The 25,310-nt window shown below is 73.2% G+C and carries 25 protein-coding genes; 16 read left to right on the plus strand and 9 right to left on the minus strand.

Annotated features, from left to right (window positions below):
* The first annotated feature begins 53 nt into the window (after nucleotides 1–53).
* Together ACFY3L_RS14545 and ACFY3L_RS14550 are read left to right on the plus strand one after the other, a co-directional pair.
* Nucleotides 54–314, plus strand: coding sequence for a SemiSWEET family sugar transporter (locus ACFY3L_RS14545; protein ID WP_389322822.1), 261 nt, complete (start codon nucleotides 54–56; stop codon nucleotides 312–314).
* Nucleotides 311–922, plus strand: a complete 612-nt coding sequence (locus ACFY3L_RS14550; protein ID WP_389322823.1) for an HAD-IA family hydrolase — start codon at nucleotides 311–313, stop codon at nucleotides 920–922. Before ACFY3L_RS14545 ends, ACFY3L_RS14550 begins: the two co-directional genes overlap by 4 nt.
* Here ACFY3L_RS14550 and ACFY3L_RS14555 read toward each other — a convergent pair.
* Complete coding sequence (locus ACFY3L_RS14555; protein ID WP_389322825.1) at nucleotides 900–2,081, minus strand: zinc-dependent alcohol dehydrogenase; 1,182 nt, start codon at nucleotides 2,079–2,081, stop codon at nucleotides 900–902. The two genes, ACFY3L_RS14550 and ACFY3L_RS14555, sit on opposite strands and share 23 nt — an antisense overlap.
* A 257-nt stretch (nucleotides 2,082–2,338) precedes the next feature.
* Here ACFY3L_RS14555 and ACFY3L_RS14560 point away from each other — a divergent pair, with 257 nt between their 5' ends.
* Both ACFY3L_RS14560 and ACFY3L_RS14565 read left to right on the plus strand, forming a co-directional pair.
* Nucleotides 2,339–5,467 carry a GH92 family glycosyl hydrolase gene (locus ACFY3L_RS14560; protein WP_389322827.1) on the plus strand — a complete coding sequence of 1,043 codons (3,129 nt, stop codon included), beginning with the start codon at nucleotides 2,339–2,341 and terminating at the stop codon, nucleotides 5,465–5,467.
* Nucleotides 5,468–5,673: 206 nt separating this feature from the next.
* Nucleotides 5,674–6,912 (plus strand): ATP-binding protein, encoded by a 1,239-nt coding sequence (locus tag ACFY3L_RS14565; protein WP_389322829.1) that lies wholly within the window; start codon nucleotides 5,674–5,676, stop codon nucleotides 6,910–6,912.
* A gap of 43 nt (nucleotides 6,913–6,955) precedes the next feature.
* On the opposite strand, the gene ACFY3L_RS14570 is transcribed toward ACFY3L_RS14565, so the two are convergent.
* Together ACFY3L_RS14570 and ACFY3L_RS14575 are read right to left on the minus strand one after the other, a co-directional pair.
* Nucleotides 6,956–7,234 (minus strand): hypothetical protein, encoded by a 279-nt coding sequence (locus tag ACFY3L_RS14570; RefSeq protein ID WP_389322831.1) that lies wholly within the window; start codon nucleotides 7,232–7,234, stop codon nucleotides 6,956–6,958.
* Nucleotides 7,235–7,388: 154 nt separating this feature from the next.
* Nucleotides 7,389–7,865, minus strand: a complete 477-nt coding sequence (locus tag ACFY3L_RS14575; RefSeq protein WP_389322833.1) for a hypothetical protein — start codon at nucleotides 7,863–7,865, stop codon at nucleotides 7,389–7,391.
* A gap of 158 nt (nucleotides 7,866–8,023) precedes the next feature.
* Between ACFY3L_RS14575 and ACFY3L_RS14580 the strand changes: the two genes are divergently transcribed.
* Nucleotides 8,024–9,541 (plus strand): DHA2 family efflux MFS transporter permease subunit, encoded by a 1,518-nt coding sequence (locus tag ACFY3L_RS14580; RefSeq protein WP_389322835.1) that lies wholly within the window; start codon nucleotides 8,024–8,026, stop codon nucleotides 9,539–9,541.
* A gap of 56 nt (nucleotides 9,542–9,597) precedes the next feature.
* On the opposite strand, the gene ACFY3L_RS14585 is transcribed toward ACFY3L_RS14580, so the two are convergent.
* Nucleotides 9,598–10,359 carry an SDR family NAD(P)-dependent oxidoreductase gene (locus ACFY3L_RS14585; protein ID WP_389322837.1) on the minus strand — a complete coding sequence of 254 codons (762 nt, stop codon included), beginning with the start codon at nucleotides 10,357–10,359 and terminating at the stop codon, nucleotides 9,598–9,600.
* 49 nt (nucleotides 10,360–10,408) lie between these two features.
* Here ACFY3L_RS14585 and ACFY3L_RS14590 point away from each other — a divergent pair, with 49 nt between their 5' ends.
* A complete protein-coding gene (locus tag ACFY3L_RS14590) occupies nucleotides 10,409–10,729 on the plus strand; it encodes a hypothetical protein (protein ID WP_389322839.1) in 321 nt (106 codons plus the stop codon).
* Nucleotides 10,730–10,978: 249 nt separating this feature from the next.
* On the opposite strand, the gene ACFY3L_RS14595 is transcribed toward ACFY3L_RS14590, so the two are convergent.
* Nucleotides 10,979–12,478: an ankyrin repeat domain-containing protein gene (locus ACFY3L_RS14595; RefSeq protein ID WP_389322841.1), complete on the minus strand. Its 1,500-nt coding sequence runs from the start codon at nucleotides 12,476–12,478 to the stop codon at nucleotides 10,979–10,981.
* Nucleotides 12,479–12,595: 117 nt separating this feature from the next.
* Between ACFY3L_RS14595 and ACFY3L_RS14600 the strand changes: the two genes are divergently transcribed.
* The 6 genes from ACFY3L_RS14600 to ACFY3L_RS14625 are packed head-to-tail and all read left to right on the plus strand — an operon-like array spanning nucleotide 12,596 to nucleotide 18,779.
* On the plus strand, nucleotides 12,596–13,258 hold the full coding sequence (locus ACFY3L_RS14600; RefSeq protein WP_389322843.1) for a cupin domain-containing protein: 663 nt from the start codon (nucleotides 12,596–12,598) through the stop codon (nucleotides 13,256–13,258).
* On the plus strand, nucleotides 13,255–14,274 hold the full coding sequence (locus ACFY3L_RS14605) for a hypothetical protein (RefSeq protein ID WP_389322845.1): 1,020 nt from the start codon (nucleotides 13,255–13,257) through the stop codon (nucleotides 14,272–14,274). The genes ACFY3L_RS14600 and ACFY3L_RS14605 overlap by 4 nt, the downstream gene beginning before the upstream one ends.
* Nucleotides 14,275–14,287: 13 nt before the next feature.
* Nucleotides 14,288–15,085 (plus strand): hypothetical protein, encoded by a 798-nt coding sequence (locus ACFY3L_RS14610; RefSeq protein WP_389322847.1) that lies wholly within the window; start codon nucleotides 14,288–14,290, stop codon nucleotides 15,083–15,085.
* A gap of 10 nt (nucleotides 15,086–15,095) precedes the next feature.
* On the plus strand, nucleotides 15,096–15,605 hold the full coding sequence (locus ACFY3L_RS14615) for a hypothetical protein (protein ID WP_389322849.1): 510 nt from the start codon (nucleotides 15,096–15,098) through the stop codon (nucleotides 15,603–15,605).
* A gap of 60 nt (nucleotides 15,606–15,665) precedes the next feature.
* On the plus strand, nucleotides 15,666–17,396 hold the full coding sequence (locus tag ACFY3L_RS14620) for an asparagine synthetase B family protein (protein WP_389322851.1): 1,731 nt from the start codon (nucleotides 15,666–15,668) through the stop codon (nucleotides 17,394–17,396).
* 39 nt (nucleotides 17,397–17,435) lie between these two features.
* Nucleotides 17,436–18,779 carry an aldehyde dehydrogenase family protein gene (locus ACFY3L_RS14625; protein ID WP_389322853.1) on the plus strand — a complete coding sequence of 448 codons (1,344 nt, stop codon included), beginning with the start codon at nucleotides 17,436–17,438 and terminating at the stop codon, nucleotides 18,777–18,779.
* Here the strand turns inward: ACFY3L_RS14625 and ACFY3L_RS14630 are convergent.
* Nucleotides 18,763–19,491, minus strand: coding sequence for a class I SAM-dependent methyltransferase (locus ACFY3L_RS14630; protein ID WP_389322855.1), 729 nt, complete (start codon nucleotides 19,489–19,491; stop codon nucleotides 18,763–18,765). The two genes, ACFY3L_RS14625 and ACFY3L_RS14630, sit on opposite strands and share 17 nt — an antisense overlap.
* Before the next feature lie 26 nt (nucleotides 19,492–19,517).
* On the opposite strand from ACFY3L_RS14630, the gene ACFY3L_RS14635 reads away from it, so the two are divergent.
* Together ACFY3L_RS14635 and ACFY3L_RS14640 are read left to right on the plus strand one after the other, a co-directional pair.
* Complete coding sequence (locus ACFY3L_RS14635) at nucleotides 19,518–20,024, plus strand: helix-turn-helix transcriptional regulator (RefSeq protein WP_389322857.1); 507 nt, start codon at nucleotides 19,518–19,520, stop codon at nucleotides 20,022–20,024.
* A 5-nt stretch (nucleotides 20,025–20,029) separates the two neighbouring features.
* A complete protein-coding gene (locus ACFY3L_RS14640; protein ID WP_389322859.1) occupies nucleotides 20,030–20,458 on the plus strand; it encodes a VOC family protein in 429 nt (142 codons plus the stop codon).
* Nucleotides 20,459–20,969: 511 nt separating this feature from the next.
* Here ACFY3L_RS14640 and ACFY3L_RS14645 read toward each other — a convergent pair.
* Entirely contained in the window at nucleotides 20,970–21,440 is a 471-nt protein-coding gene (locus ACFY3L_RS14645; protein ID WP_389322861.1) for an ATP-binding protein, read from the minus strand.
* 138 nt (nucleotides 21,441–21,578) lie between these two features.
* Between ACFY3L_RS14645 and ACFY3L_RS14650 the strand changes: the two genes are divergently transcribed.
* Together ACFY3L_RS14650 and ACFY3L_RS14655 are read left to right on the plus strand one after the other, a co-directional pair.
* Entirely contained in the window at nucleotides 21,579–22,160 is a 582-nt protein-coding gene (locus tag ACFY3L_RS14650; RefSeq protein ID WP_389322863.1) for a DUF1275 family protein, read from the plus strand.
* Nucleotides 22,161–22,303: 143 nt separating this feature from the next.
* The gene (locus ACFY3L_RS14655; protein WP_389322865.1) at nucleotides 22,304–23,173 is read left to right on the plus strand and encodes an NAD(+)/NADH kinase; all 870 of its coding nucleotides are present in this window, start codon (nucleotides 22,304–22,306) and stop codon (nucleotides 23,171–23,173) included.
* 1 nt (nucleotide 23,174) lies between these two features.
* On the opposite strand, the gene ACFY3L_RS14660 is transcribed toward ACFY3L_RS14655, so the two are convergent.
* On the minus strand, nucleotides 23,175–23,933 hold the full coding sequence (locus tag ACFY3L_RS14660; protein ID WP_389322866.1) for a maleylpyruvate isomerase family mycothiol-dependent enzyme: 759 nt from the start codon (nucleotides 23,931–23,933) through the stop codon (nucleotides 23,175–23,177).
* Nucleotides 23,934–23,964: 31 nt separating this feature from the next.
* Nucleotides 23,965–25,299 (minus strand): condensation domain-containing protein, encoded by a 1,335-nt coding sequence (locus ACFY3L_RS14665; RefSeq protein WP_389322868.1) that lies wholly within the window; start codon nucleotides 25,297–25,299, stop codon nucleotides 23,965–23,967.
* Nucleotides 25,300–25,310 lie beyond the last annotated feature (11 nt).

Here is a 25,310-nt window from a genome sequence, read left to right on the forward strand (position 1 = left end):
CCGATCCTGCCCGTCGTACAATATGCTCGTGCGACGAGTTTAAAGGAGGCGCCATGTCGGTGCTCGGCGTGCTCGCCGGGATCCTCACCACGGGATGCTGGCTGCCACAGCTCGCCCGGTCGTGGCGGACCAGGTCGGTCGGTGACATCTCGTGGTTCTACCTGCTGGCCCTCGCCTCCGGGGTCGCGCTGTGGGTGGCGTACGGCGCATCCCAGGGCGACCTTCCGATCGTCCTCACCAACGCGGCGACGGGCGCGGCACTGCTCACCCTTTCCGTCATGAAGCTCCGGTACCGGCAGGAGGACACCGCATGAAGGCTGTGCTGCTCGACATGGACGGCACGCTCGTCGACTCCGACGGCGCCGTCGAGCGCGCCTGGCACCGGTGGGCGGCCGAACACGCCGTCCCGATCGAGGTCCTCGCCCCGATCCTGCACGGCAACCCGGCCGCGACGACGATCCGCGTCGTGCGCCCCGACCTCGACGACACCGCCGTCGCCGCCGCCGCGCAGCGCAACCTGGAACTGCAGTACGACGACCTCGCCGACGTCACCGCCACCCCCGGCGCCGCGCGGCTGCTGCGAACCCTGGACGAGCTCGGCGTGCCCTGGGCCGTGGTCACCAGCGCCGACCGGCGGCTCGCCACCGTCCGCCTGCACGCCGCGGGACTACCCGTCCGCCACCTCGTCACCGTCGAGGACACGCCCCGCGGCAAGCCGGACCCGGCACCGTACCTGGCCGGCGCGGCCCTGCTCGGCGCCGACCCGCGGGACTGCCTCGTCGTGGAGGACTCCCAGCCGGGGATCGACGCCGGCCGGGCCGCCGGCATGCGGGTCGCGGCGCTCCGCGGCCTGCCGGGTGACCTGCGCATCCGCGACCTGGACGAGCTCGCGGACACGGTCACGGCCGGAACAGCACCTTGATCGTGCCGTCCTTCTTCGCCTGGAACTTCTCGTACGCCACGGGCGCGGCGTGCAGCGGCACCCGGTGCGTCGCGAACGTCTCCACACCCAGCGGGTCGCCGTCGCCGGTCAGCAGCGGCAGGATCTGCGGCACCCAGCGCTTCACGTTCGCCTGACCCATCCGCAGCTGGACCTGCTTGTCGAAGAGCACCAGCATCGGCATCGGGTCCGCGGTACCGCCGTACACGCCGGACAGTGAGACCGTCCCGCCGCGGCGCACCGCGTCGATCGCGAGGTGCAGCGCCGCGAGCCGGTCCACGCCGGTCTTCTCGATGAGCTTCTGCGCGGCCACGTCCGGCAGGAACCCGACGATCGTCTGCGCCAGCTTCCCCACCGGCGACCCGTGCGCCTCCATGCCGACCGCGTCGACGACCGAGTCGGCACCGCGGCCGCCGGTCAAGTCCCGGATCGCGTCGGCGACGTCGTCGACCTGCGTCAGGTCGATCACCTCCACACCGTTCGCACGGGCCCGCTCCAGCCGCTCCGGGACCAGGTCCACGCCGATGACCCGCAGCCCGCGGTGCATCGCGATCCGCGTCGCCATATCGCCGATCGGCCCCAGCCCCAGCACGGCGAGCGTGCCGTTCTCCGGGACGGCCGCGTACTCGACCGCCTGCCACGCCGTCGGCAGCACGTCCGACAGGTACACGAACCGGTCGTCGGCCGGCCCCTCCGGCACCTTGATCGGCCCGAACTGCGCCTGCGGCACCCGCAGGTACTCCGCCTGAGCGCCCGGCACCTGCCCGTACAACTTGGTGTAACCGAACAGCGCCGCGCCCTTGCCCTGCGAGCGCACCTGTGTGGTCTCGCACTGCGTCATGAGCCCCTGCGCGCACATGAGGCAGTGCCCGCACGCGATGTTGAACGGGATCACGACCCGGTCACCCTGCCGCAGATGCGAGATGTCGGCGCCGACCTCCTCGACGACACCCATCGGCTCGTGCCCGAGGATGTCGCCCTCACTCATGAACGGCCCGAGCACCTCGTACAGGTGCAGGTCCGAGCCACAGAGCCCGGAGGACGTGATCCGGATGACGATGTCGTTCGGCTCCTGGATCACCGGGTCCGGGACCGTTTCCACCCGAACGTCCCGCTTGCCGTGCCACACCACTGCCTTCACAAGATCCTCCTGCCGTCGCGCTGCTCCACCCGTCGCGGTTCGTCTTCCGGCTACCCGCCCGCGCCCCTCGGAAACGGATACGGCCGCCCGGCGGCGTGCGCAGCCCCGACGACGTCCCTGGACAGACCCGCCGCCGACCCCCGCGCGCCCGGCGCCGGAAACCGGGTTCTGGCAAATCTTGACGGAACGTTGATCAACCAGTATGAATGCATCGAGAGCGCTCTCCCGTCCTCACCGCCACGAACGGGAGACCACCCATGTCCCGATCACGCACGGTCCGAATGCTCGCCGGTGCGAGCGCAGCCCTACTGGGCAGCGCCTTCGTCGCGCTCGCCCAGGCACCACCGGCACACGCCGCCGACCTCAACCTGACCCAATACGTCAACCCGCTGATCGGCACCGACGACAGCAACTCCCCCAACCCTGTCGGCGGCGGCGCCGGCGGCAGCACGTTCCCCGGCGCCACCGTGCCGTTCGGCATGACGCAGTTCAGCCCCGACACCCCGACCGCGTCCCCGTCCGGATACCGCGACAAGGACCGCACCATCGAGGAGTTCAGCCTCACCCACTTCAACGGCGCCGGCTGCCCCAACAACGAGGACCTCGGAATCCTGCCGGTCACCGGCGCCCTCGGCTCCTCCCCCGGCACCGCCTGGACCAGCTACGCCTCCACGTACACGAAAACCAACGAGAGCGCGTCCGCCGGCTACTACAAGAACCGCCTCGACAAGTACGGCGTCGACGCCGAACTGTCCGCCACCACCCGCACCGGCGCGCTCCGCCTCAACTACCCCAACACCACCACCGCACGACTGCTCATCAACACCAGCCGGTCCGCCACCGGCAACCGCAGCGGCACCGTGAACATCTCCGGCAGCAACGTCACCGGCAGCGTCACCGCCGGCGGGTTCTGCGGATCCAGCAAGACCTACCAGATCTACTACTCGATCCGCTTCGACCGGGCCCCGTCCTCCGTCGGCACCTGGAACGGCGGCACGATCAGCAACGGATCCACCAGCACCAGCGGCGTCAACACCGGAGCGATCATCACCTGGGACACCAGCAGCAACCCGACCGTCAACGCCACCATCGCGCTGTCGTTCGTGAGCGTCGCCAACGCCACCGCCAACCTCAACGCCGAGACCGGCGCGTTCGACACCGTCCGCGCGAACGCCAACGCCGCCTGGAACACCGCCCTCAACCGCGTCCAGGCCACCGGCGGCACCGCCACCGAACTGCAGAAGTTCTACACCGCGCTCTACCACGTGATGGTCAACCCCAACATCGCCAGCGACGTCAACGGCCAGTACCGCGGCTTCGACAACGCCGTGCACACCGCCAGCCACCCCGTCTACCAGAACTACTCCGGCTGGGACATCTACCGCTCATGGGCGGCGCTCATCGCGTTCATCGCCCCCGACGTCGCCAGCGACATCATGAAATCCATGGTCCTCGACGGCCAGCAGGGCGGCCTGCTGCCCAAGTGGTCGCAGCAGACCAACGAGGACTTCGTCATGACCGGCGACCCCGGCCCCATCATCGTCTCCAGCGCCTACGCGTTCGGCGCCCGCACCTTCGACACCGCCGCCGCGCTGCAACTGATGAAGAACGCCATCGCCGGCGGCACCATGCAGGGCTCCCCCATCCGCGGCCGCCAGTCGGAGTACGCGTCGAAGACCTACATCCCCGGCGCGCCCTCGGACTCCATGGAGTACTCGGCCTCGGACTTCGCCGTCGCCCAGTTCGCCCGCTCGCTCGGCGACACCACCACCTACAACTCGGCGATGACCCGCGCCCAGTACTGGCGCAACACCTTCAACACCGAATCCGGCTACATCCACCCGCGCAACAGCGACGGCACCTGGCCGTGGCCGCTCAACCCCGCACAGGAGAGCCCCTTCACCGAGGGCAACGCCGCCCAGTACACCTGGATGGTCCCCTACAACCTCGGCGGGGTCATCAACCTCATGGGCGGACCCACCACCGCCGTGCAGCGCCTCGACCACCACTTCACCGAACTCAACGGCGGCCTCTCCCGGCCGTACTTCTACATCGGCAACGAACCCGAGCACAACGTGCCCTGGACGTACAACTTCGCGCAGCGGCCCGGCAAGACCGCCGGCGCCGTCCGCCGCGTCATGACCGAATCCTTCACCACCGGCGCCGGCGGCCTGCCCGGCAACGACGACCTCGGCGCCACCTCCGCCTGGTACGTCTGGTCCGCGATGGGCATGTACCCGGTCACCCCGGGCGCCGACACGCTCGCCATCCACGGCCCCACGTTCCCGTCGCTGCTCATCCAGCGCTCCGCCGGCAACATCCAGATCAACGGCGGCAGCTCCTCGAACTCGTTCGTGCAGAGCCTCACGCTCAACGGCTCCGCCGTGTCCAACAACTACCTGCGCTACCCCGACCTCGCCGCCGGCGGCACCCTGCAGTACACGATGGGCGGCAGCGAATCCAGCTGGGGCACCGGCGCCGGCAACGTCCCGCCGTCCTTCACCGACGGCGCCACCCAACCGCCGACCCCGGCCAACCTCGGCACCAACCTCGCCCTGAACAAGACCGCCACCGGCTCCGCCGCCTGCGCCACCGCCGAATCCGCGGCCAAGGCCGTCGACGGCAGCCTGCAGAACAACAGCAAGTTCTGCACCAGCACCGCCCCGCGCTTCCTGCAGGTCGACCTCGGCTCCAACCAGACCGTCAGCACCTTCGTGCTCAAGCACGCGGGCCTCGGTGGCGAGTCGACCGGCTGGAACACCGGCGCGTTCACCATCTCCACCTCCACCGACGGCGCCACCTGGACCCAGGCCGTGTCCGTCACCGGCAACCGCTCCAGCCGCACCCTGCACCAGGTCACCGCGCGGACCGCCCGGTACGTGAAGGTCGACATCGGCACGCCCGCTAACGACGGCAACGCCGCGGCCCGCATCTACGAGTTCGAGGTGTACGGCGGCGGCACCCCCGCCGGCAACCTCGCCCTGGGCCGACCGGCCACCGCCGACTCGTCCTGCGGCACCACCGAAGGCCCCGAAAAGGCGGTCAACGGCAGCGTCTCCGGCGGCAACTCCGACAAGTGGTGCTCGCTCGGCGCGACCAAGTTCCTCCAGGTCGACCTCGGCAGCACCGTCCACATCGGATCGCTGGTCGTCCGCCACGCCGGCGCCGGCGGCGAGGACGCGGCCTGGAACACCCGCGACTACGACCTGCTGACCTCCACCGACGGCTCCACCTGGACCACCGCCGCGCAGGTCCGCGGCAACACCGCCAACGTCACCACCACCACGACCAACGTCAACGCCCGCTACATCCGGCTGAACGTCATCACGCCTACCCAGAACACCAACACCGCCGCCCGCATCTACGAGTTCGAGGCCTACAGCTGACCCTGTGAACACAGCGCGGACCCGGGCCAGGAACACGGCCCGGGTCCGCGTCGTTCGTGCGCCGCCGATCCGTTGTGGGTGCCGGGCCTCACGGTCCGTAAGTCGCCCTAGGAAGCTAGTTCACCGTCCTAGCCAGGGAAAACGTCCGCCGGGACGGCTGCGAGGTGCGAAGATCGGCGTGGCCCCGACCGCGGAGGAGCACCGGCGTGAGCAAGCCGTCACGGACCGACGACGAGCCGCAGCGGCTCGCCGCGCTCGCCGAGACCGGGATCCTCGACACCCGGGCGGAGGCCGACTTCGACGACATCGCCGCGCTCGCCGCCGACATCTGTGACACGCCGATCGCGATGGTGTCGATGGTCGACGCCGACCGGCAGTGGTTCAAGGCACGCGTCGGGTGGGACCTCGAGGAGGGCGCCCGCGACGACTCCTTCTGCACCCACGTCGTGCGCGACCGCCAGCTGCTGGAGATCGACGACACGGTCACCGACCCGCGCTTCGCCGGCAACACGGCCAACGCCGAGCACGGCGTGCGCTTCTACGCGGGCGCCCCGATGCTGCTGCAGGACGGCCACGCCGCCGGCACCGTGTGCGTCATGGACCGGCGGCCCAGGCAGCTGACCCTGCAGCAGCGCCGGGCCCTGCGATCCCTGGCGCGGCACGCGGCCGCGCATCTGGAGCTGCGGCGGTACGCGCGGACCATCGGCGACACCGCGGACCGGCTCCGCGAGCTGGACCGGCTCAAGGACTCCTTCCTGGCCAGCGTCAGCCACGAGCTGCGCACCCCGCTGTCGTCGGTGCGCGGCTACATCGAGGTGCTGCTCGACGAGGACGAGGCGACCAACGACCCGGAGACCGTGCGCCGCTTCCTGGCCGTCATGCAGCGCAACGCCGACCGCCTGCTGCGCCTCATCGACGACCTCCTGCTGGTCGCCCGCCTGCACGAGACAGGGCTTCGGCTGGACCTGGTGGAGATCGACCTGGCCGAGCTCGCCTACCAGGCGAGCCTCACCTCCCGCCCGATCGCCGAGCACAAGCGGCTCACGCTCACCGCCCGCACCGACCACCCGGTGCCGGCCGCCGCCGACCCCGAACGCCTCGCCCAGGCGCTCAACCACCTGCTCTTCAACGCCATCAAGTTCACTCCCCCGGGCGGGCACGTCACCATCGCCACGACCGCCGAGCCACAGCCGACGCTGACGATCGCGGACACCGGCGTCGGCGTGCCCGCCGAGGACCTGCCGCACGTCTTCGACCGCTTCCACCGCAGCAGCACCGCCGACCACCTCGCCGCCCAGGGCGCGGGCCTCGGCCTCACCATCGTGAAGGCCATCATCGAGGCCCACCACGGCGACATCACCGTCGCCAGCAGCCCCGGCCACGGCACCACGGTCCAGCTGACCCTGCCCGCCACGGCCCCGCCACCGCGCGACGGCGCATCCTGAGCCCGCCCGGCCGGCGCAGCCCCGCCCCCCACCGCGGGACTGGTCAGCGCGAGCCCGCGTGCTGCGGATCCGCCGGCGCCGGTGCGCCGAGCTCGGCGGTGGTGCCGGCAGGTGCCCGGCGGACCCGTCGCGCCACCGCGCGGACGGCGATCACGAACGCCAGCCCCGCGGCGACGGCGAGCTTGACCACGCCGTTGCCCCACAGCAGGCCCTTCACGCCGGCCCACACCAGCAGCGGCCACGGCCGGTCGTCGTGCTGCCCCCACAGGACCACCGCCAGCAGCACCGTCGTCACCGCCGCCGCGCCCCCGACCAGCAGCACCGTGCCGGCCCCCCGCCAGATCCTGGCGCATACATCCGAGCCTATGCCCGGCCCGTCCCGCATTCATCGAGCCCGGGGTGGATTCCCGCCTCCACCCCAGGGTGTAGCCCGGGCGGTACCCGAGGCCGAGCCGGCCCGGCGGCACGGACGAGGCCTACGCCGGTGGCGTGAGGTCGCCGACGGCGTCGGCGTAGTAGGTGCTGCCGAGGTGGAACGCGACCTGCCGCAGCGTCCACGCACCGCCCTCGGCCCGGTCGAGCCGCTCGTCGTCGAGGGCCCGCAGCCGCAGCGCCCAGATCATGCCGAGGCGGTGGAGTCTGCTGTACGCCTCATCGAAGTCCTCCTCGGTGAACGGCGCCAGATCCGCGGGCGTGGTCACGGCCGAGGCGTGCCAGTGGTCGGGCGGTGGCGGCGCACCGGCGAGGCGGGCCTCCAGCTCGGCGAGGTGGTCGACGAGGTGGTCACCGAGGCGGCGGATGGCCTTGTGCGGCGTGTACACCCGGTCGCCGGCGGGAATCGGCCGCCCGTCCCACGCGGGCCAGGTCCGGGCCAGCCGCACGGCGTGCGCCACGGCCTCCTCGATGACGTGGGCGGGGTCGCGGTCGTCAACCTCGGGAACATCGTCGCTCATGCCCGCGAAGGTAGCGCCGGCACCGTTCGGCCCCCGCCGAACGAACCGGGCATCGGGACGGGCGGCGGGGTGTGACGTCGCGTACAGCCGCTCAGCTCCGACCCCCGAATCCCGATGCGCAGGAGTCACCGCACACCGAACCCACCGGGGGACCGACGATGAGCACCACCACCGACCGCCGCGTTCCCGCCGCGAGGCGCACCGGCGCGGGACCGGGCACACCGGTACCGTCGCCGCAACCGCGGACAGGCCGGTGGTGGGCGCTCGTCGTGCTCGCCATGGCGCAGCTCATGGTCGTCCTCGACGCCACGATCGTGAACATCGCGCTGCCCACCGCGCAGCGGGACCTCGGCTTCTCCGACGGCGGCCGGCAGTGGGTCGTCACCGGCTACGCGCTCGCGTTCGGCAGCCTCCTGCTGCTCGGCGGGCGGCTGTCGGACCTGTTCGGCCGCAAGCGGATGTTCCTCGTCGGCCTGGCCGGCTTCGCCCTGGCGTCCGCGCTCGGCGGCGCCGCGCAGGGCCTCACCATGCTCATCGTGGCCCGCGCGCTGCAGGGCGCGTTCGGCGCCGCGCTCGCCCCGGCCGCGCTGTCGCTGCTGTCGATCACGTTCCCCGACCCGAAGGAGCGCGGCAAGGCGTTCGGCATCTACGGCGCGATCTCCGGCGCCGGCGGTGCCGTCGGCCTCCTCCTCGGCGGCGTCCTCACCGAGTACGCGTCGTGGCGCTGGTGCCTCTACGTCAACCTCGTCATCGCCGCGCTCGCCGTCGCCGGCGGGCTGCTCAAGCTGCGCGACGAGCCCGCCCGGTCCCGCGGGCGCATCGACGTCCCCGGTGCGGTGACGGCCGTCGTCGGGCTGGTGTCGCTGGTGTACGGCCTGGCGAACGCCGAGTCCGACGGCTGGGGCGACGCGATGACCCTCGGCCCGGTCACCGTCGGTGTGCTGGTGCTCGTCGCGTTCGTCGCCATCGAGCGGCGGGTCGCGCACCCGCTCCTGCCGCTGCGGGTCGTGCTGGACCGCAACCGGGGCGGCTCCTACGCCGCGGTCGGCATCGCCGGCGCCGGCATGTTCGGCATCTTCCTCTTCCTCACCTACTACCTGACGAGCGTCCTGGGCTTCACCCCGATCCAGACCGGCTGCGCGTTCCTGCCGATGCTGGCCGCCATCATGCTGTCGGCGACCACCGCCGGCTCGATCCTCACCCCCCGGGTCGGCCCGCGCCCGCTCGTGCCGCTCGGCGCCCTCACCGCCGGCGCCGGCATGCTGCTGATGACCCGGCTCGACCTGCACTCCACGTACGCCGCCGGGGTGCTGCCCGGCCTGCTCGTCATCGGCCTCGGCATGGGCCTCATCTTCGCCCCGACGCAGAACGCCGCCACCTCCGGCGTCGCCGGTGATGCCGGCGTCGCCTCCGCGATGATCAACACGACGCAGCAGATCGGCGGGTCCATCGGCACCGCGCTGCTCAGCTCGTTCGCGGCGAGCACGGCCGGCGACTTCATGGCGGGCAAGACGCCGACGCCGCAGCTGGCCGCGCAGGCCGCCATCGAGAGCTACCACACGGTGTTCTGGTGGTCCGCCGGGTTCTTCCTCCTGTGCGCGCTCGTGTCGGCCGTCCTGTTCCGCACCGGCCCACTCGACGTGGACCCCGACGCGCCCCGCGCCATGGCCCACTGACGTGCGAGAGGCCGCCCCTGCCGGGGCGGCCTCTCACCGTCCGGGTCCGGCCGGCCTCAGCGTGGGGACGCGCCGCCGTCGAGGTCCACCGTGGAGCCGGTGACGAACCCCGCCTCCGTCGAGGCGAGATAGACGGCGGCCGCGGCGACCTCGGCGGCGGTGCCGCCCCGGCCGACCGGCAGCGCCGCCACGGTCGCCGCCCGCCGCTCCGGGGTGCTGAACGTGGCGTGGAAGTCGGTGTCGCCGATGTAGCCGGGCGCGAGGGCGTTGACGGTGATGCGGTCCGGCGCGAGCTCCTTCGCCAGGCCTTTCGTCAGGCCGATGACGCCGGCCTTCGCGGCGGCGTACGCGACCGCGCCGGGACCACCCCCGTTGTGCGCCGCGAGGGACGCCATGGTGACGATCCGGCCCGCCCCGGACGCCCGCAGCGCCGGCAGCGCGGCCCGCACGGTGCGGAACGTGGCGGTGAGGTTGACGTCGGTGACCCGCGCGAAGTGCTCGTCGCTCATGTCGGCGACCGCGACCCGGCCGACCAGGTGCCCGGCGTTGCAGACGAGGATGTCCAGCCCGCCGAGGTGCCGCGCCGCCGCGCCGACGAACCGGTCGACCTGCGCGGTGTCGGTCACGTCGCCCGGCACCGCCAGGGCCCGCCGGCCCAGCGCCGCGATCCGCTCGACGACCGCGGCGGCCCGGTCCGCGGACCGCCCGTGGTGCACCACGACGTCCGCGCCGTGCTCCGCGAGCGCCACCGCGATCGCCGCGCCGATCCCGTGCCCAGCACCGGTGACCAGGGCGCGCCGCCCCGTGAGGTCGAACATGCTGCCGCCTTCCGGTCGTGATTGGACGGCACCTTCTACGGTGCCGTGCATGGCAGAGACAATCTTCGCCCTCTTCGGGTTCACCTTGCTGTTCGAGCCGCCCGCGGTCGCCGGAGTCGTCGGGGTGGGACTCACGCTGGCGTTCCGGCGACGGCTCGGCGGGGCCTTCTGGCCGGCGCTGCTCGGGTTCCTCGTGCTCGTGGCGCGGAAGATGGTCGAGGTGTACGTCGACGTGGCGGAGCTGCGGGACGACTGGATCAGGCTGGAGTTCGCGCTGGACGCCGTCTGGTCGGGGCTGCTCACCGCCGCCCTCTTCATCGCGGTCACCCGCCGCCGCGACATCACGGCACCGCCGGAGCCGTCGAGCTGACCCCACACGGGAACCGGCCGACCCTGCCGGGATTCCGCACGGGTATGGACATCGCAAGGAGGTCCGGCCCGACGCGGGTGGCGACACCGGCCGGCGCGCCGCCGCTGAGGCTGAGGTCGGCGACGACGCCGGGCCGCAGACCGCAACTGTGGCGCGTGCGTGCTGCGCCGCTGTGGCGGGCGCATGCGGCTGCGCTGGGCGGCGCGCTGCCGCTGAACCCTACCGCCGGGGTATGACAAGAATGCCCGGTCATCGCGGCGGGGCGGCCAGCAGACGGGCCGCCTCCGGCGTCGGGGCGAAGTCCGCCGGGGTGTGGCCGGCGTGGTCGGTGGCGGCGGGGTCGGCGCCGGCGGCGAGGAGCGCCCGGATCAGGGTCGGCGAGGCGCCGCGGCGGGCCGCGAAGTGCAGCGGCGTGCGGCGCAGGCGGTCGCGGGCGCCGGCGTCGAGGCCGGCGGCCAGGAGCCGGTCCAGGACCCGCAGCCGCGCGTCGGCGGGGAACAGCCACGGCAGCAGGTGGACGAGGGTCCGGCCGTGCGCGTCCAGCAGCCTCGGGTCCAGGCCCTCGTCCAGGAGCGCCTCGACCGCGGTCGCCTCGCCGTGCATGACGTACTCCAGCAGCTGCGACCGCAGCTTCAGCAGCGGCGTCGGCAGCCAGCCGCCGCCGGTCCGCCAGCCGCGGGCGGCGACCGCGCAGCCCGGCTCGACCCGGCCCGCCAGGGCCTGCAGGGCCAGCTCGCGGGTCAGCTCCTCCGGCGGGTGCGGCACGTGCAGCGCGCCGTCGCGGACGGCGACCTCGTGCCACGCGTCGCCGCAGCGGAGCTCCACCGGCCCGGGCAGCCGCGGGGCGGCCGGCATCGTCGGCGTGCCGCGGGCGGGGAACAGCGCGGCGCCGACGAGGGGGTGCAGCTGCGCCGGGTCGAGCTCGCCGCCGCGCAGGTGGTCGAGGACGCCCGGCCAGTGGTGGGCGGCGCGGGGCAGCGCGGGCACGCCAGCCGGCGGGCCGTTGTGGGTGGGCACGACCCGCACGCGGGGCCGGGGCGCGTCGAGGCGGTCGAGCAGCATCCCGTGGAACGACGGCATCGGCACCAGGACGACGTCGCCGCCCGTGGTCTCCGCCAGGTGCCGGGCCCGTTCGGCGAGCATCGTGAGCCCGGGCCGGAAGTGCCGCAGCAGGTGCTCGGGCGCGTCGACGTCGAAGCCGGCCTCGTCCCACGCCTCGGCCGTCCGCCCCTTCGCGAGCAGTTGCACGACGCGTTCGGTGCGGCCCTCGTGGTCGTCGCGGCCGAGCTCCGCCGCGGGCACCGGCGTGCCGGTGGCGGTGAAGAACGGCAGCCGGGTGCGGCCGCCGCAGCGGGCCAGCAGGTCGGTGGTGTGCCGGTCGTCCCAGCGTTCCCGGTTGAGGTGCAGGCCGTGCTGCACGTACCCGGCGACGACCGCCTCGGCGCGCAGCCGCAGCCGCTGGGGCTGGTCCGCCACGTTCGGGCCGTGCACGGTGAGGCCGGCGCCGCCCTCGTACAGCGCGAGCGGCGTCACCGCACGGGCACCGTTGAGCGGCTCGGGATTGGTCGGCAGGTGCCAGCGCAGCAGGTCCGGCACCAGGTGCGCGAGGTCGTCGGCGAGCCGGCCGGCGACGTCCGCGCCGAAGCTGCCGGCGACGGCCGCGAGGTCGAACTCGACGGCAACGTTCGCCACCGCGCACGCCCCGCGCCAGTCACCGGCGAGGCGAAGCCGCGTGGCCGCTTCGATCATGTCCGCCGGCACCCCGTAGCGCCGCACAGGCAACCCCCGTTCACGTCGGTGACGTCCCCCGGTCACCGGCCGGACAGCTTAGTGCGCGGCGTGTTCGCGTTTCGTACAGTGCCCAGTGTGAAGGGCTCAGTGAAGGACGGAGCGGGACTCCCGGCCGGGGTCGAGGTGTACGCACTGACCGCCGACGGCACGGCACTGCTGACGTCCCGGACCGGCCGCGGAGACCTGCTCGACCCGGCCGAGCTGCTGCCGTTCATCGACAGCGGGCAGCACGCCCGGTATCTGATCGGTGACGCGCTGACGTCGCCGGAGCGGCCCAGCAACGCGACCTACAAGCTGGGCCTGATGCGGGGGCACAGCGCGTTCACGCCGCACGCGCACGGCGGGGAGCACTTCGTGCTGAGCCTCGGCTACGCGGCGTGCGGGCTCTACGACGACGAGCGGCAGGAGGCGGTGACGGTACGGCTGACGCCGGGCGTCATGCTCCGCATCCCGGCGCTGCTGCCGCACTCGTTCATCAACCGGGGCGACGGCCGGCTGCTGATCCTCGCCGCCAACACCGGCTTCGGCATCGACCACGACGACTACGCGATCACCGCCGAGGAGGCGGAGCGCCGCGCCGCCGCGGAGCCGCCGCAGCACGGCGACTTGGACTATCCGGCCCTCGCCAAGGCGCTGCGCGCCGTCGGGGAGGCGCCGTCACCGGGTGGGATGACCTTGCGGGAGCGGGCGGCCCGGGCTGCCCGCCGTCTCGCCGTGCGTCTGGAGGGATCGGCATGATCTGCCCGCACTGCACCACCAACCTGAAGCGCACCGAACGCACCGGCAAGACATGCGGCAAGTGCCGGAAGTCGTTCGTGTTCGACCCGAAGGACAACCCGCTCGCGCTGCACGACGTGAAGGTGCGCCGGCTCACCGGGAAGCTCAGCGAGGACAACAACTGGTACACGGTCACGCAGGTCTGGTACGCGGCCGCCCGCAAGACCAACAAGGCCGCCAACGACGGCACCGCCGGCTGCGGCGTGGTCGTGCCGCTGCTGATCGGCACCGTCCTGCTCGCCATCGGCGTGTTCGGTGAGGTGCTGCCGCTCGCGATCATCGGCGGAGCGCTCCTGGCCATCGGTATCGTCATCATCGTGCTGCGGCTGGCCGGCGTCCTCAAACGCGAGGTCGCCGTGAAGATGCCCCTGGAACAGTTCCGCAAGGAGATCCTCGGCGGCTGGAGCCGGGTGTACGGCAAGCCACCCGGCGGGATCATCGACGAGGCGTACGTGAAGCCGGGCCCGCCGCCGCAGCAGCCGGCGTTCGCGATCCTGTGCCCGGACCCGTCCGTGCTCGCCTGCCTGCGCGTCAACGAGGTCGAGCGCTACTTCAACGCCGCGCTCGCCGCGGACGTGGCCGCGCTGCCGCCGTCGGTCCCGGTCGCGGTGCTGCACGACGCGAGCCTCGACGGTGAGGTGTTCCTCGCGACCGCCCGGCACGAGCTGCGCGGACGGCGGGTCGTCGACCTGGGGCTGCGCCCCCGGACCGTCCTCGCGGCGAAGGACCCGTTCAAGCTGCGCACGAAGGCCCGGCAGCCGGAGCGGGTCGCCTGGCTGAAGGCGCAGACGGATCTCACGCCGAAGGAGCTGGAATGGCTCGGCGAGGGCTGGTCGTCGCCGCTCGCGGCGCTGCGCCCGGCGCAGCTGCTGGCCCGCGTCAAGAAGGTCGCCGAGCACCTGCGCACCGCCGACCGCCCCGACCGCGACGAGCAGGCCGCGATGGCGGTCGGCTTCATGACCTGGCCGGGCGAGTGACATGGCCGGGCGAGTGAGCGCGCTCGATCGCGCCGTCGCGTCCGCCGTGGTGCGGGCCGGGGCGCCGGGGCGGATCCGGTTCACCCGCCGGCAGCTGTACTACGAGGTGTGCCGGGGCCTGCTGCCGCTGCACCGGCTGCCGCGCCGGTTCCGGTTCACGCTGCCGGCACCCGTCGGCTACGAGCGGTTCCTCGCGGCGCTGGACCGGCACGGCCCCGTCCCGGGTCTCCTCGACGATCCCGCGGCGCGGGTCGCGGCGCCCGGCGACGACGTGCCCGACCTGTACGACTACGGACTCCCCCGGCTCCTCGTCTGCCAGGACGCGGCGATCGCCGGGATGCTGCTCGCCAACGAGCTGCACATGGAGTCGGCGTGCCCGGTGTTCGCGGAGCGGGACCTGCCGCTCGACCCGCGCCTGACCGCCGCGCTGCGGCGCACCGGCGACGCGACCGTCTTCGTGCTGCACGACGCGGGCGCCGCCGGGTACGCGACCGTCGAAGCCGTCCGCGAGTGGGCGGGTGAGCTGCGCGTACACCCGCTGGGGCTGCGACCGGTGCACGCGGCGGCGCTCCATCTGACCGCCGCCGCGCGGACGGCGGCGTCCCCCGGGATGGCCGCGCCGGCGGGGCTGGAGCCGTGGGAGGTGCGCCGGCTGCGGGCCGGGCACACGGTCGAGGTCGCCGCCGTCAACCCGGCCCGCCTGCTGCGCACCGTGCACCGCCTGGTCCGCGGACAGTCCCGGACCCGCCGCAGATCCGCCCGCCTCCGGCAGCTGCAGGCCGCGGGCTTCATGACCTGGCCCGCCGCATGACAGGAGAGCTGTGAGCCACTACCGGGAGATCCAGTTCACCGACGAGCTGCTCAGCGACCGCAGCGTCCATCGCCGCTTCGCCGACGGCCGGGAGGAGTGGCGCCGCCGCGCCGGCGACCACCACGTGCAGTGGCAGGACAACTCCGGCCGCAGCGGCATCGACGAGATCCTCGGCAACCGCATCATCAAGCGCACCTACAGCACCGGTCAGGTCGTGTACGGCCGTGACCAGGGCTACGGCCGCACCGCCTGGGGCGACGGCACGCTGACGGTGAACCGCACGACGTTCGGCGGCCGCACCGGGGCGATCCTCGCCGCGGTCGGCGCCGGCGCGCTGCTGGGCGCGGTCGTCGCGCCGCCGCTGATGCTGTCGCCGGTCGAGGAGGAGGAGCTGCGCCGCCAGGCCCAGCAACAGCAGCAGCAGTCCTCCAGCGACGGCGGCGGCGATGACGGGGGCGACTCCGGCAGCTGGTCCGACGACAACGACGGCGACAGCGGCTCCGACGACGACTTCGGCTGAGCCGCAGGAAGCTGAGAGCAGGAAGCTGAGCCGCAGGAACAGGAATGGACAGGAGGACCCGTGGCACGCATCGCAGCGACGCTCGGTGACCCGCGGGCGCTGACCGGCCTCGGCGCCCGGCAGGTCGCCTCGGCGGGCCCGGCCGCGCTCGGCATCGTCGACGGCGAGCCGGGGTTCGCGGACGGGCCGTTCGCCGCCGGAGACCTGCACGCCGTCGGCGAGGTCGTCCTGCACAACCGCGCCGAACTGCTCGGCGCGCTCGCCAAGGCCGGCGACCCCGCACCGCCGGACGCACCCGACGGTGCGCTGCTGCTGCGGCTGTACGCCCGGCTCGGCGCCGCCGGCGTCCGCGCCGCGGACGGCATGTTCGTCCTGGTCATCGCCGACGGGACCGACCTCGTCGTCGTCCGCGACCACGTCGGGGCGCGGACGGTGTTCCACACGCGGGCCGGCGGCACCGTGGCCGTCTCGACGTCGCTACGGGCGCTGCGGCACTGGCCGGACCTCGGCACCGGGCTCAACCTCGCCGCCGTGCGGTCGTTCCTCACGTTCGCGTACCTGCCCGGCGACGAGACGCTGCTGCGCGGCGTCCACGAGGTGCTCCCCGGACGGATCGTGCGGCTGCGCGGCGGAGCCGGCCACGAGGGCACCGTCCGTGAGGAGGTGTTCTGGGAGGCGACCGAGGCGGTCGACGAGGCGACCACCGCCGACGGGCACGCCGCGACGCTGCGGGCGCTGCTGGAGCGGGCGACGAGCCTGCGCCTGCCGCAGGCCGAGCCCGCCGCGGTCCTGCTGTCCGGCGGCGTCGACAGCAGCCTCGTCACCGCGCTCGCGGCGAAGCTGCACGACCAGGAGGTCCGCACCTACAGCATCAGCTTCGGTCACGATCTGCCGAACGAGCTGGCGTACTCGGGGCTCGTCGCCGCCCACTGCAACACCCGTCACCAGATCCTCAGCGTCTCCGGCGAGGCGGTCGCCGCGCGGCTCGCGGACACGGTCGCGCTGCTGGACAGCCCCGTCGGCGACCCGCTGACCGTGCCCAACCTGATGCTCGCCGAGGCGGTCGCCGGCGACGGGATGCGGGTCGTGCTCAACGGCGAGGGCGGCGACCCGGTCTTCGGCGGCCCGAAGAACCTGCCGATGCTGCTGTACGAGTTGCACCGCGACGACCCGTCGCCGGACGCGCGGTCGCTGGCGTACCTGCGCTCCTACCGCAAGTGCTACGGCGACCTTCCGGCGCTGCTGACCGCGGACACACTGCGCGCGCTGGACGGCGAGCCGGGGCCGGAGCGCTTCGTCGCGCCCTACCTGTCGCCCGGCACGATGCGCTCCCACCTGAACCGGCTGCTGCACTGCAACCTGCGGACCAAGGGCGCCCACCACATCCTCACGAAGGTCGAGCGGCTCACCGCCGCGCGCGGGCTGCAGGGGCGCGCGCCGCTGTTCGACCGCCAGGTGATCGACCACGCGTTCACCGTCCCGCCGCGGTTGAAGCTCGCCGGTACCGACGAGAAATGGATCCTGAAGGAGGCGGTGCGGGACCTGCTGCCGGCGACCATCATCGACCGCCCCAAGAGCGGCATGCGGGTGCCGGTCCAGCAGTGGCTGAGCGGGCCGCTGAAGGAGCTCGCCGACGACGTGCTGCTCGGCAGCCGCACCAGCGGCCTGTTCGACCCCGTCACGATCCGCGCCTGGCTGCGCGGCGAGGGTGCGCTGCTGCCCCGCCAGGGCGGCAAGGTGTGGCTGGTGCTGACCCTCGAACTGTGGCTGCGCGCCTACGACGTGGTGTGAGCCTGCCCGGCCTTCCCGCCGGCGTGCGTACGATGTCGTGTGAACTTCGTTGACCTGACCGACCCTCGGACCGGCCACATCCGCACGCGCCTGGACTGTGCCGGCCCCGCCGAGGTCTCGGCGGCCGTCGCGTCCGCCCGCGCCGCCCTGCCCGCCTGGGCCGGGCTGACCGCGAAGGAACGGTCGCACCGGCTCCTCGCGCTCGTCGCGCTCATCGAGCAGCACCTCGACGCGTACGTCGCGGCGGAGATCGCCGGCACCGGCAAGTCCGCCGCGGACGCCAGGTCGGAGGTGCTGAACTCCGCCGACGTGCTGCGCTTCTACGCCGGTGCGGTCCGCGCCGACCTCACCCCCGCCGCCGGGCACCGCCTCCCCGGCCGGGAGAGCTGGGTGCGGTGGGAGCCGCTCGGGGTGGTGGCGGCGATCGTACCGTGGAACTATCCGCTGCTCATGGCGGCGTGGCGGCTCGGGCCGGCGCTCGCCGCGGGCAACACCGTGGTGCTGAAGCCGGCCGAGACGACCCCCGACAGCGCGGTGCTGCTGGCCTCGCACGCGGCCGCGACGCTCGGCGCGGGCGTGCTGGTCGCGCTGCCCGGCGACCGCGACACCGGGCGGCTGCTCGTCGGCGCCGACGTCGACGCGGTCGCCTTCACCGGCAGCCAGGCCGGCGGGCTCGACGTCGTCGCCCGGGCCGGGCTGCGCCGGGTCAGCCTGGAGCTCGGCGGCAACTGCGCCGCGATCGTCCTGCCCGACGCGCCCTCGTACACGTACGACGAGCTGGTCGGGGCGTGCACGTACAACGCCGGGCAGAGCTGCGCCGCCCCGGCCCGCGTCATCACGCTGCGCTCCCACCTGGACGAGACCGTCGACCGGCTCGCCGCCGCGATGCTCGCCCGCCGCGCCGGCCCCGACTTCGGGCCGCTGAACAACGCCTCCCAGCTGGCCCGCTTCGACGCGATCGTCTCCTCCTCGGCGGCCGGGGTGCGCCACCGCGGCTCCCTGGCGGTCGGCGCTGCGGAGGCCGACGGGTTCTGGCGGGCCGGCCTGATCCTCGCCGACCTGCCGCCGGACGACCCGGCCGTCACGTCGGAGATGTTCGGGCCGGCGCTGACCGTACAGGCGGCCGACGACCTCGACGGTGTGGTCGCCCTCGCCAACTCCGTGCCGCAGGCGCTCGCCGCCAGCGTGTGGGGCACCGACGTCGGGCCGTCGCTGCGGGTCGCCGGCCTGCTGGACTGCGGCGAGGTGTGGGTGAACTGTCACCTGGAGCAGACCGCGGAGCTCCCCCACGGCGGCCGGCGCGGCTCCGGCCACGGCACCGACCTGAGCGTCCTGGCGCTCACGGAGTACCAGCGCCCGAAGACCGTCACCGTGCGGCTATGAACACATACTCCAGGCCGGGCCGGTCGGGTGCGTCGCGCACGTCCAGGGTGGTGAACCCGTTGTCTTCGAGGGACGTCATGATCTCCTGCCGGTCACGGAAGCGGAGCGTGGAGTCGGAGTGCACCGTCGCTGCTCCTTCTCCGCCTTGGAAGGTGTACGTGTAGCGGAACGACACGAACGGCGGCCGGACGTCCGTCACCTCGCGCCGCTGCTCCACCACGCCGACCCCGGGCACGTCACGCCGGTGCGGCCCGGGGTCCCGCGCCCAGTCCTCCCAGGCGCGGCGCTCCGGGCGCCTGGTCTCGAACACCAGCAGGCCGCCGGGCTTGAGGGCCTTGTGGATGCCGCGCAGGGTCGCGGCCCAGTCCCGGTCGTCGAGGAACACCTGGGCCACGTTGCCGGTCATCGTGGCCAGGTCCGCGCTGTCCATCGCCGGTGGGAGCGTCGTCGCGTCGCCCAGGATCCAGGTGACCTCGTCGGTCTTCGTCCTTGCCACGTCCAGCGACGCTTCCGCCGGGTCGACCGCCGTCACCCGCTTGCCCCGCGCCGCCAGCAGGAGCGGGAGGGTGCCCGTGCCGCAGCCGACATCGAGGACATGAACGGCCCGGAACTCCTCGACGATGCCCAGATACAGGTCGAGATCGGAGCGGTCGCCGTCGAACGTGTCGTAGATCGCGGCGAGTCGCGGGTGGGTGAAGATGGCGTCGGGCACCTCCGCACTGTGGCACGATTCCGTGCGTGACCGGCAGACCCCCATCGGCGCAGCAGCTCAGCGACCTGGTCCGGCTGCGCCGCGTCCGCGACCGCATCGACCGTGACTACGCGCAGCCGCTCGACGTGGAGGCCCTCGCCCGCGGCGTCCACATGTCGGCGGGCCATCTCAGCCGCGCGTTCCGCCAGGCGTACGGCGAGTCACCGTACAGCTACCTGATGACCCGCCGGATCGAACGCGCGATGTCGATGCTGCGCCGCGGCGACCTCAGCGTCACCGAGGTGTGCTTCGCCGTCGGGTGCTCGTCGCTGGGCACGTTCAGCACCCGGTTCACCGAGCTGGTCGGGATGCCGCCGAGCGCCTACCGGGCCCGCGCCGCCTCCGCCACCGAGGGCATGTCCCCGTGCGTCGCCAAGCAGGCGACCCGCCCGGTCCGGAACCCTGCCAGGCCTCCGGCCGGCCCGGCCACTCCTGCGGCCGGGCATCTGGTCAGGAATCAAGAAGCAGCCGCCGGCGGTTCTCCCATAGCGTGACCGGTATGGACATCGTCATTCACTCATCGTTCCTGCCGCACACCGACCCGGACGCGTCCCTGGTCTTCTACCGCGACGTCCTCGGCTTCGAGGTCCGCGGCGACACCGGCTACGAGGGCATGCGCTGGATCACCGTCGGCCCCGCCGGCCAGCCCGGCACGTCGCTCGTCCTGCAGCCCGTCGCCGTCCCCGGCAGCGGCGTCACCGACGACGAGCGCCGCACCATCACCGAGATGATGGCGAAGGGCACGTACTCCGGCGTCAACCTCGCCACCGACGACCTCGACACCATGTTCGAACGCCTCCAGAAGCACGACGCCGACATCGTCCAGGAGCCGACCGACCAGCACTGGGGCGTCCGCGACTGCGCGGTCCGCGACCCCGCCGGCAACCTCATCCGCATCCAGCAGCTGAACCAGGCCGGCCCCGCCTGACCCCTGCTATTCTGTTGCGGCACACGCCAGGTAATCGCATCACTACGCGGCCGAAGATCAATTAGGTGGCATGCGTTACGGTGCTTAGTGAAGCGGTCGGCGCCGCTCCGGTAGCGCCATCCGCCGACGCCCGCCAACGCCTTGACGTGCCGCCAGCCAGCCAGCCCGGACCCGTGACCGCCGACGACGTGCCGCCGCCCCTACGTCCCACAGCGCGCAACGTCTGGACTTGTCGCGGGAGGGCGGGGTGGTCGGCGGCGTTGCCAGACCTCGGCGTCGGTGGTCCAGCACACTGGCTACCGCTCGAAGCAGTCAGCCGCCTCCACCTGACTTGGCACGCGCCGGGGCGGGGCGCGGTCCGGCGTGACGCGGGTCAGCGGCGCTGCCAGACTTCGGCGTCGGTGGTCCGGCACACAGTGACCACCGCCCGAAGCCGTTCAGCCGCCGCCGGCGGGGGCAAAGGCAGACCGAAGCCGTTCAGCCGCCGCCGTCGGGAGCGAAGGCAGAGTGGTCAGCGGCGCTGCCAGACCTCGGCGTCGGTGGTCCAGCGCAGGGTGGTCACGGCCTGGAGGATCAGGCCGCCGGCGGTGGCGGGGGTGAGGTACAGCTCGTCGGCGAGGGCTCGGATGATGTGCAGGCCGCGGCCGTGCTCGTCGAGGACCGTGAAGTCCATGGCGGCGAGCTCGCTCGCGGTCATCTCCGTCGCGAGGACGAGGCGGCCGGGGTCGATGACGGAGCCGTCGTTCACGACGTGGATCACGCAGCGGACGTCGGTGACGTCGATGCTGATCTCGTAGTCATCGATGTCACGGGCGTGCTCGATGACGTTGGCGCAGGCCTCGGTGAGGATCAGGCCGATGTCGTCGCGGCAGGAGGGCTCGACGCCGAGGGTCTGCAGCGCCTGGTCGAGCAGGCGGCGGGCCATGGGCACCGTCGCGGCGTCCCGCGGGAGATGCAGTGCGAGCCGCAACGCGATCGACACCTGGTCGTCGCCTCCTCTCGAGTGGTCGTTCCCAGCGACCGTACCCTCAGCACCACCGATATCATGTTTGTCCTACGGCAAGAATCCCCACCCGGTGCGGGTGAGGATGGGTCGCGTGGATCTGGGAACGGGTCGGCAATGCGGCGAACACAGTGGTTGCTGGCCCTCGCGGCCGGGTACGTCGACGGCATCTGCCTGCTGTTTCTCGGCGGCGTGTTCGGCGGCGTCGTGGTCGGCAACCTGGTCGTCCTGGGCGTGGCGGGGGTGCAGCGTCTGCCGGAGACGGCGCTGCGGGCGGCGCTGTCCGTGGCCGTGTACGGCGGGACCACACTGCTCGCCCGGCGGGTCGCCCCGAGCCGCTGTCTCGTCGGCGCGCTGCTCGCGCTCTGCACCCTCTGCGGCGGCTGGATGGTCGCCGCGCACGACCCGCGCGGCCTCACCCAGCTGCCGTTGCTCGCCCTCGCCGCCATCGCGGCGGCCCTGCAGCACGCCGCGACCCGCGAGCCGGCGGACAGCCCGGTGACGACCGTCCAGCAGCTGCTGCCGCTCGGCTGCATCCCGGTCGGGGCCGTGAGCGCCGGGCTGCTGCTGGACCACGTGCCGTGGATCGGCCCGCTGCCGGCCGTGCTGCTGGTCGCCATCGCCCTCGTCGTGGGATCGCTGCGGCCCCGGACGGTGGCCGCCCCACCCACCCGGCACCGCGAGCCCGCCAGGCTCTGACCTGCCACCCCACCCACCCGGCACCGCAAGCCCGCCAGGTCCACCGCCACGCATCGCGAGCGAGCCCGCCAGGCTGTGACCGGCCGCGCCGTCTGCCGCGCATCGCGAGCCCGCGAGGTCGGGACCGGCCGTACAGTTGCGGCATGGGCATGGTGCACACGGTCGGGCTGGTCCTGCATCCACGCCGCGACTCGAAGCCGGCGATCGACGCCATCATCGACTGGGCGAAGACCCGCGAGGCGACGGTCCTCGGGCTGCCCGACGAGGTCGACCGCATCGACTGCACCGCCGTCGCGGTCGACGCCGACGAGCTCGTCAGCCGCGCGTCGCTGGTGGTGAGCCTCGGCGGCGACGGCACGATGCTGCGCAGCATGCGGCTGCTGTCCGGCAAGCCGACGCCGGTGCTGGGGGTCAACCTGGGGCGGCTCGGGTTCCTCGCGGAGGTCGCCGTCGAGGACCTGCCGGCGGCGCTGAGCTCGATCGACGCCCACCGGTACACCGTGGAACCCCGCATGGCGATCCGCACCCGGCTGCCCGACGGCACCGACGTCACCGCCTTCAACGACATCGCACTGGTGCGGGTGCCGGGGCAGGGCCTCGCCGCGGTCGGCATCTCGATGCAGGGCTACCCGTTCGTGCGCTACTCCGCGGACGCGCTCATCGTCGCCACGCCGACGGGGTCGACCGCCTACAGCTTCTCCGCCGGCGGGCCGATCGTCTCGCCGAACGTCGAGGGCATCCTGGTCGTGCCGGCGGCGGCGCACTCCGCGTTCAACCGGGCGATGGTCCTCTCCCCGGACGAGGTCCTCGACCTGGAGCTCCTGCCGACCAGCGGCCGCCTCGTGATGGAGGTCGACGGCATCCTCAGCGGCGAGCTGCAGGCCGGTGACACGCTCACGGTGTCGGCGGCCCCGTCCGCGGCGAAGGTGGTGCGCCTCGGGTACACCACCTTCTACGAACGGGCCCGCCGCAAGCTGCAGGTCAACGGCAGCCTGGAGGTCGAGGAGCAGTAGCTCACCCGAAGGCGACGTGACCCAGCCAGTGGCGCAGCACGCCGGCGTCGCCGTCGACCGCCAGACCGTCGGCGTCGCGGCGCCGGTACACCAGCAGCAACAGCTCCCGCAGTGGCGCCCGGACGGTGACGGCCGCGGGCCCACCGCCGCGACGCCACGTGTTGACGTCCCCGGTCAGGTCGACGAACCAGGCGGCGGGCAGATCGTCGGCGCGCAGCGCCAGGGTGCGGCCGGGGCCGAGGATCGCCCGCTTGCCGGGGTTGAGGTCGAAGTGGACCGGGTGCGCGTCGAGCTCCATCCACTCGTCGAGCGCGTCGGCGGCGACGTCCGCCGAGACCACGAACGGCACCCCGGCGGCCAGGCACGCGTCGGCCCGGTGCATGAGCGTCTCGTGCGCGAAGCGGCGCGCCCAGAAGGGCATGCCACCGACGTCGAACGGGGTCCACACCGGCGCGTCCGGGCCGGCCGCACGGAGCGCGCCGGCGAGCTCGCGGGCGCCGTCGAGGAGCCACGCCGCCGGGACGGGCCCGGTGTCGTCGCCGGTGACCTCGCGGACGATGCCGTCGGGCAGGAACCCGGTCGCCCTGGTCCGGACGATCTCCGCGGCCCAGCGGTGCCCGCCGCCGACGTGCCGCAGCAGCGCGCCGAGGGTCCAGCCGGGGCACGACGGCACGGGCGCCGCCAGAGACGCACCGGACAGGCCCCCGACCAGCAGCTCGGTCTGGGTGACGATCCACTCGCAGTGGTCCTCGAAACGCATGGCTCTCCTCGTGTACGCGACGATGACGCTGTCACGAGGAGGTCGGAACCACCACGGATTCCTCGACATACGCCGACGACCCCGGAGACCCAGGAGACCCAGGGGAACCAGAGGACCCGGGAAGCTCCGGCGCCGCGGCGACCGCGATCGACTCCATCGCCCACAGCATCGCCTCGGCGTCGTCCGGGGCGAGGAGGTGGCTGTCCACGTACATCGTGATCTCCACCGCCTCGTCGGAGCCGTCGACGCTGAGGAACAGCGCCGAGGAGGGTTCGTCGGAGCGGTCGATCCAGGTGAACTCGCTGCGTTCGGGGCGCGGCACGTCCTGCAGCTCGCCGCCGAGGCGGCGGTCGTTGAGGCTGAGGTCCAGGGCGAACTGCGGCCCCCGGTCGGCGACCACGGCCGCGATCACCGCGTCGAGGTCGAAGCGGTTGAAGTACGCGTGCTTGTACGCGGCGAGCGCGGCCCGGCGGGTGCGGTGCAGCACGTCGGTGAAGTCGCCGGCGGTGTCGATGACGCACAGCCCCATCTGCGAGACGGGGGCGACGACGCCGGCCAGCCCGGACCGGTAGCGGTTGCTCGAGATCAGCCGCAACGGCACCACTGTGACGCCGGTGACCTGCGCGAACGCGATGGCGAACGCGGCCGGCAGGGCCGGCGCCGGCTCGACACCGGCCCGCAGCGCCGCCGCGCGCAGCGCCGACGGCAGGAGGGTGGAGCGCAGCACGCCGGTCCAGTGCCGCGGGGTGCGCACGTCGCGGGACGGGGCGAGACCCGGGTCGGGGATGGCCCGCAGGTGGGTGTCCCAGTGCCGCAGCGAGGCGGCGTTCTGGCGGACCCCGGCCGGCGACGCCTGCCGCCGGGCCTGCTCGAGCGCGGAGTGGCCCTCGACGGGGGCGTCGGTGCGGGCGTCGGTCTCGGCCATCATCCGGACCGCGCCGGCACCGTCCATGACGAGGTGCGACATGATCAGGACCGCGTGGGAGCACACCCCGGCGGTGCGGACGACGGCCATACGGACCGGCCACTCGCGGACGTGGTCGAAGGGGACGGCGCGGTAGCGGGCCTCGACCTCAGCGGGGTCCACGTCGTCGAGGACCTCGAGGTCGATCGAGCCGGCGCCGTGCACGACCTGGTGCGGCGGCCCGTCGCCGTCGAAGACCAGCCGCGTGCGCATGCTCTCGTAGCGGCTCATCAGGTAGCGCAGCTCGCCGGCGACGTCCTCGGGCGAGGTCCCGGGCGGCAGCGGACGGGTGCCGCCCAACGCCAGGGAGTGCCCGAGCGTGGTCATCTTGAGCCAGATGTCCAGCTGGCCCCAGGACAGCGGTCCGGTGCCCGCGCCGCCGCCTTCGAACGTCACCCGCATCCGCTTACTTT

Source organism: Dactylosporangium sp. NPDC000521, assembly GCF_042898305.1.
Lineage (GTDB): Bacteria > Actinomycetota > Actinomycetes > Mycobacteriales > Micromonosporaceae > Dactylosporangium.

Bases quoted from the DNA above. Each gene is read 5' to 3' on its own strand.
- ACFY3L_RS14545 (WP_389322822.1), top strand. From the start codon at position 54: ATGTCGGTGCTCGGCGTGCTCGCCGGGATCCTCACCACGGGATGCTGG.
- ACFY3L_RS14550 (WP_389322823.1), top strand. From the start codon at position 311: ATGAAGGCTGTGCTGCTCGACATGGACGGCACGCTCGTCGACTCCGAC.
- ACFY3L_RS14560 (WP_389322827.1), top strand. From the start codon at position 2,339: ATGTCCCGATCACGCACGGTCCGAATGCTCGCCGGTGCGAGCGCAGCC.
- ACFY3L_RS14575 (WP_389322833.1), bottom strand. From the start codon at position 7,865: ATGAGCGACGATGTTCCCGAGGTTGACGACCGCGACCCCGCCCACGTC.
- ACFY3L_RS14580 (WP_389322835.1), top strand. From the start codon at position 8,024: ATGAGCACCACCACCGACCGCCGCGTTCCCGCCGCGAGGCGCACCGGC.
- ACFY3L_RS14585 (WP_389322837.1), bottom strand. From the start codon at position 10,359: ATGTTCGACCTCACGGGGCGGCGCGCCCTGGTCACCGGTGCTGGGCAC.
- ACFY3L_RS14590 (WP_389322839.1), top strand. From the start codon at position 10,409: ATGGCAGAGACAATCTTCGCCCTCTTCGGGTTCACCTTGCTGTTCGAG.
- ACFY3L_RS14595 (WP_389322841.1), bottom strand. From the start codon at position 12,478: ATGATCGAAGCGGCCACGCGGCTTCGCCTCGCCGGTGACTGGCGCGGG.
- ACFY3L_RS14605 (WP_389322845.1), top strand. From the start codon at position 13,255: ATGATCTGCCCGCACTGCACCACCAACCTGAAGCGCACCGAACGCACC.
- ACFY3L_RS14640 (WP_389322859.1), top strand. From the start codon at position 20,030: ATGGACATCGTCATTCACTCATCGTTCCTGCCGCACACCGACCCGGAC.
- ACFY3L_RS14650 (WP_389322863.1), top strand. From the start codon at position 21,579: ATGCGGCGAACACAGTGGTTGCTGGCCCTCGCGGCCGGGTACGTCGAC.
- ACFY3L_RS14655 (WP_389322865.1), top strand. From the start codon at position 22,304: ATGGGCATGGTGCACACGGTCGGGCTGGTCCTGCATCCACGCCGCGAC.
- ACFY3L_RS14660 (WP_389322866.1), bottom strand. From the start codon at position 23,933: ATGCGTTTCGAGGACCACTGCGAGTGGATCGTCACCCAGACCGAGCTG.
- ACFY3L_RS14665 (WP_389322868.1), bottom strand. From the start codon at position 25,299: ATGCGGGTGACGTTCGAAGGCGGCGGCGCGGGCACCGGACCGCTGTCC.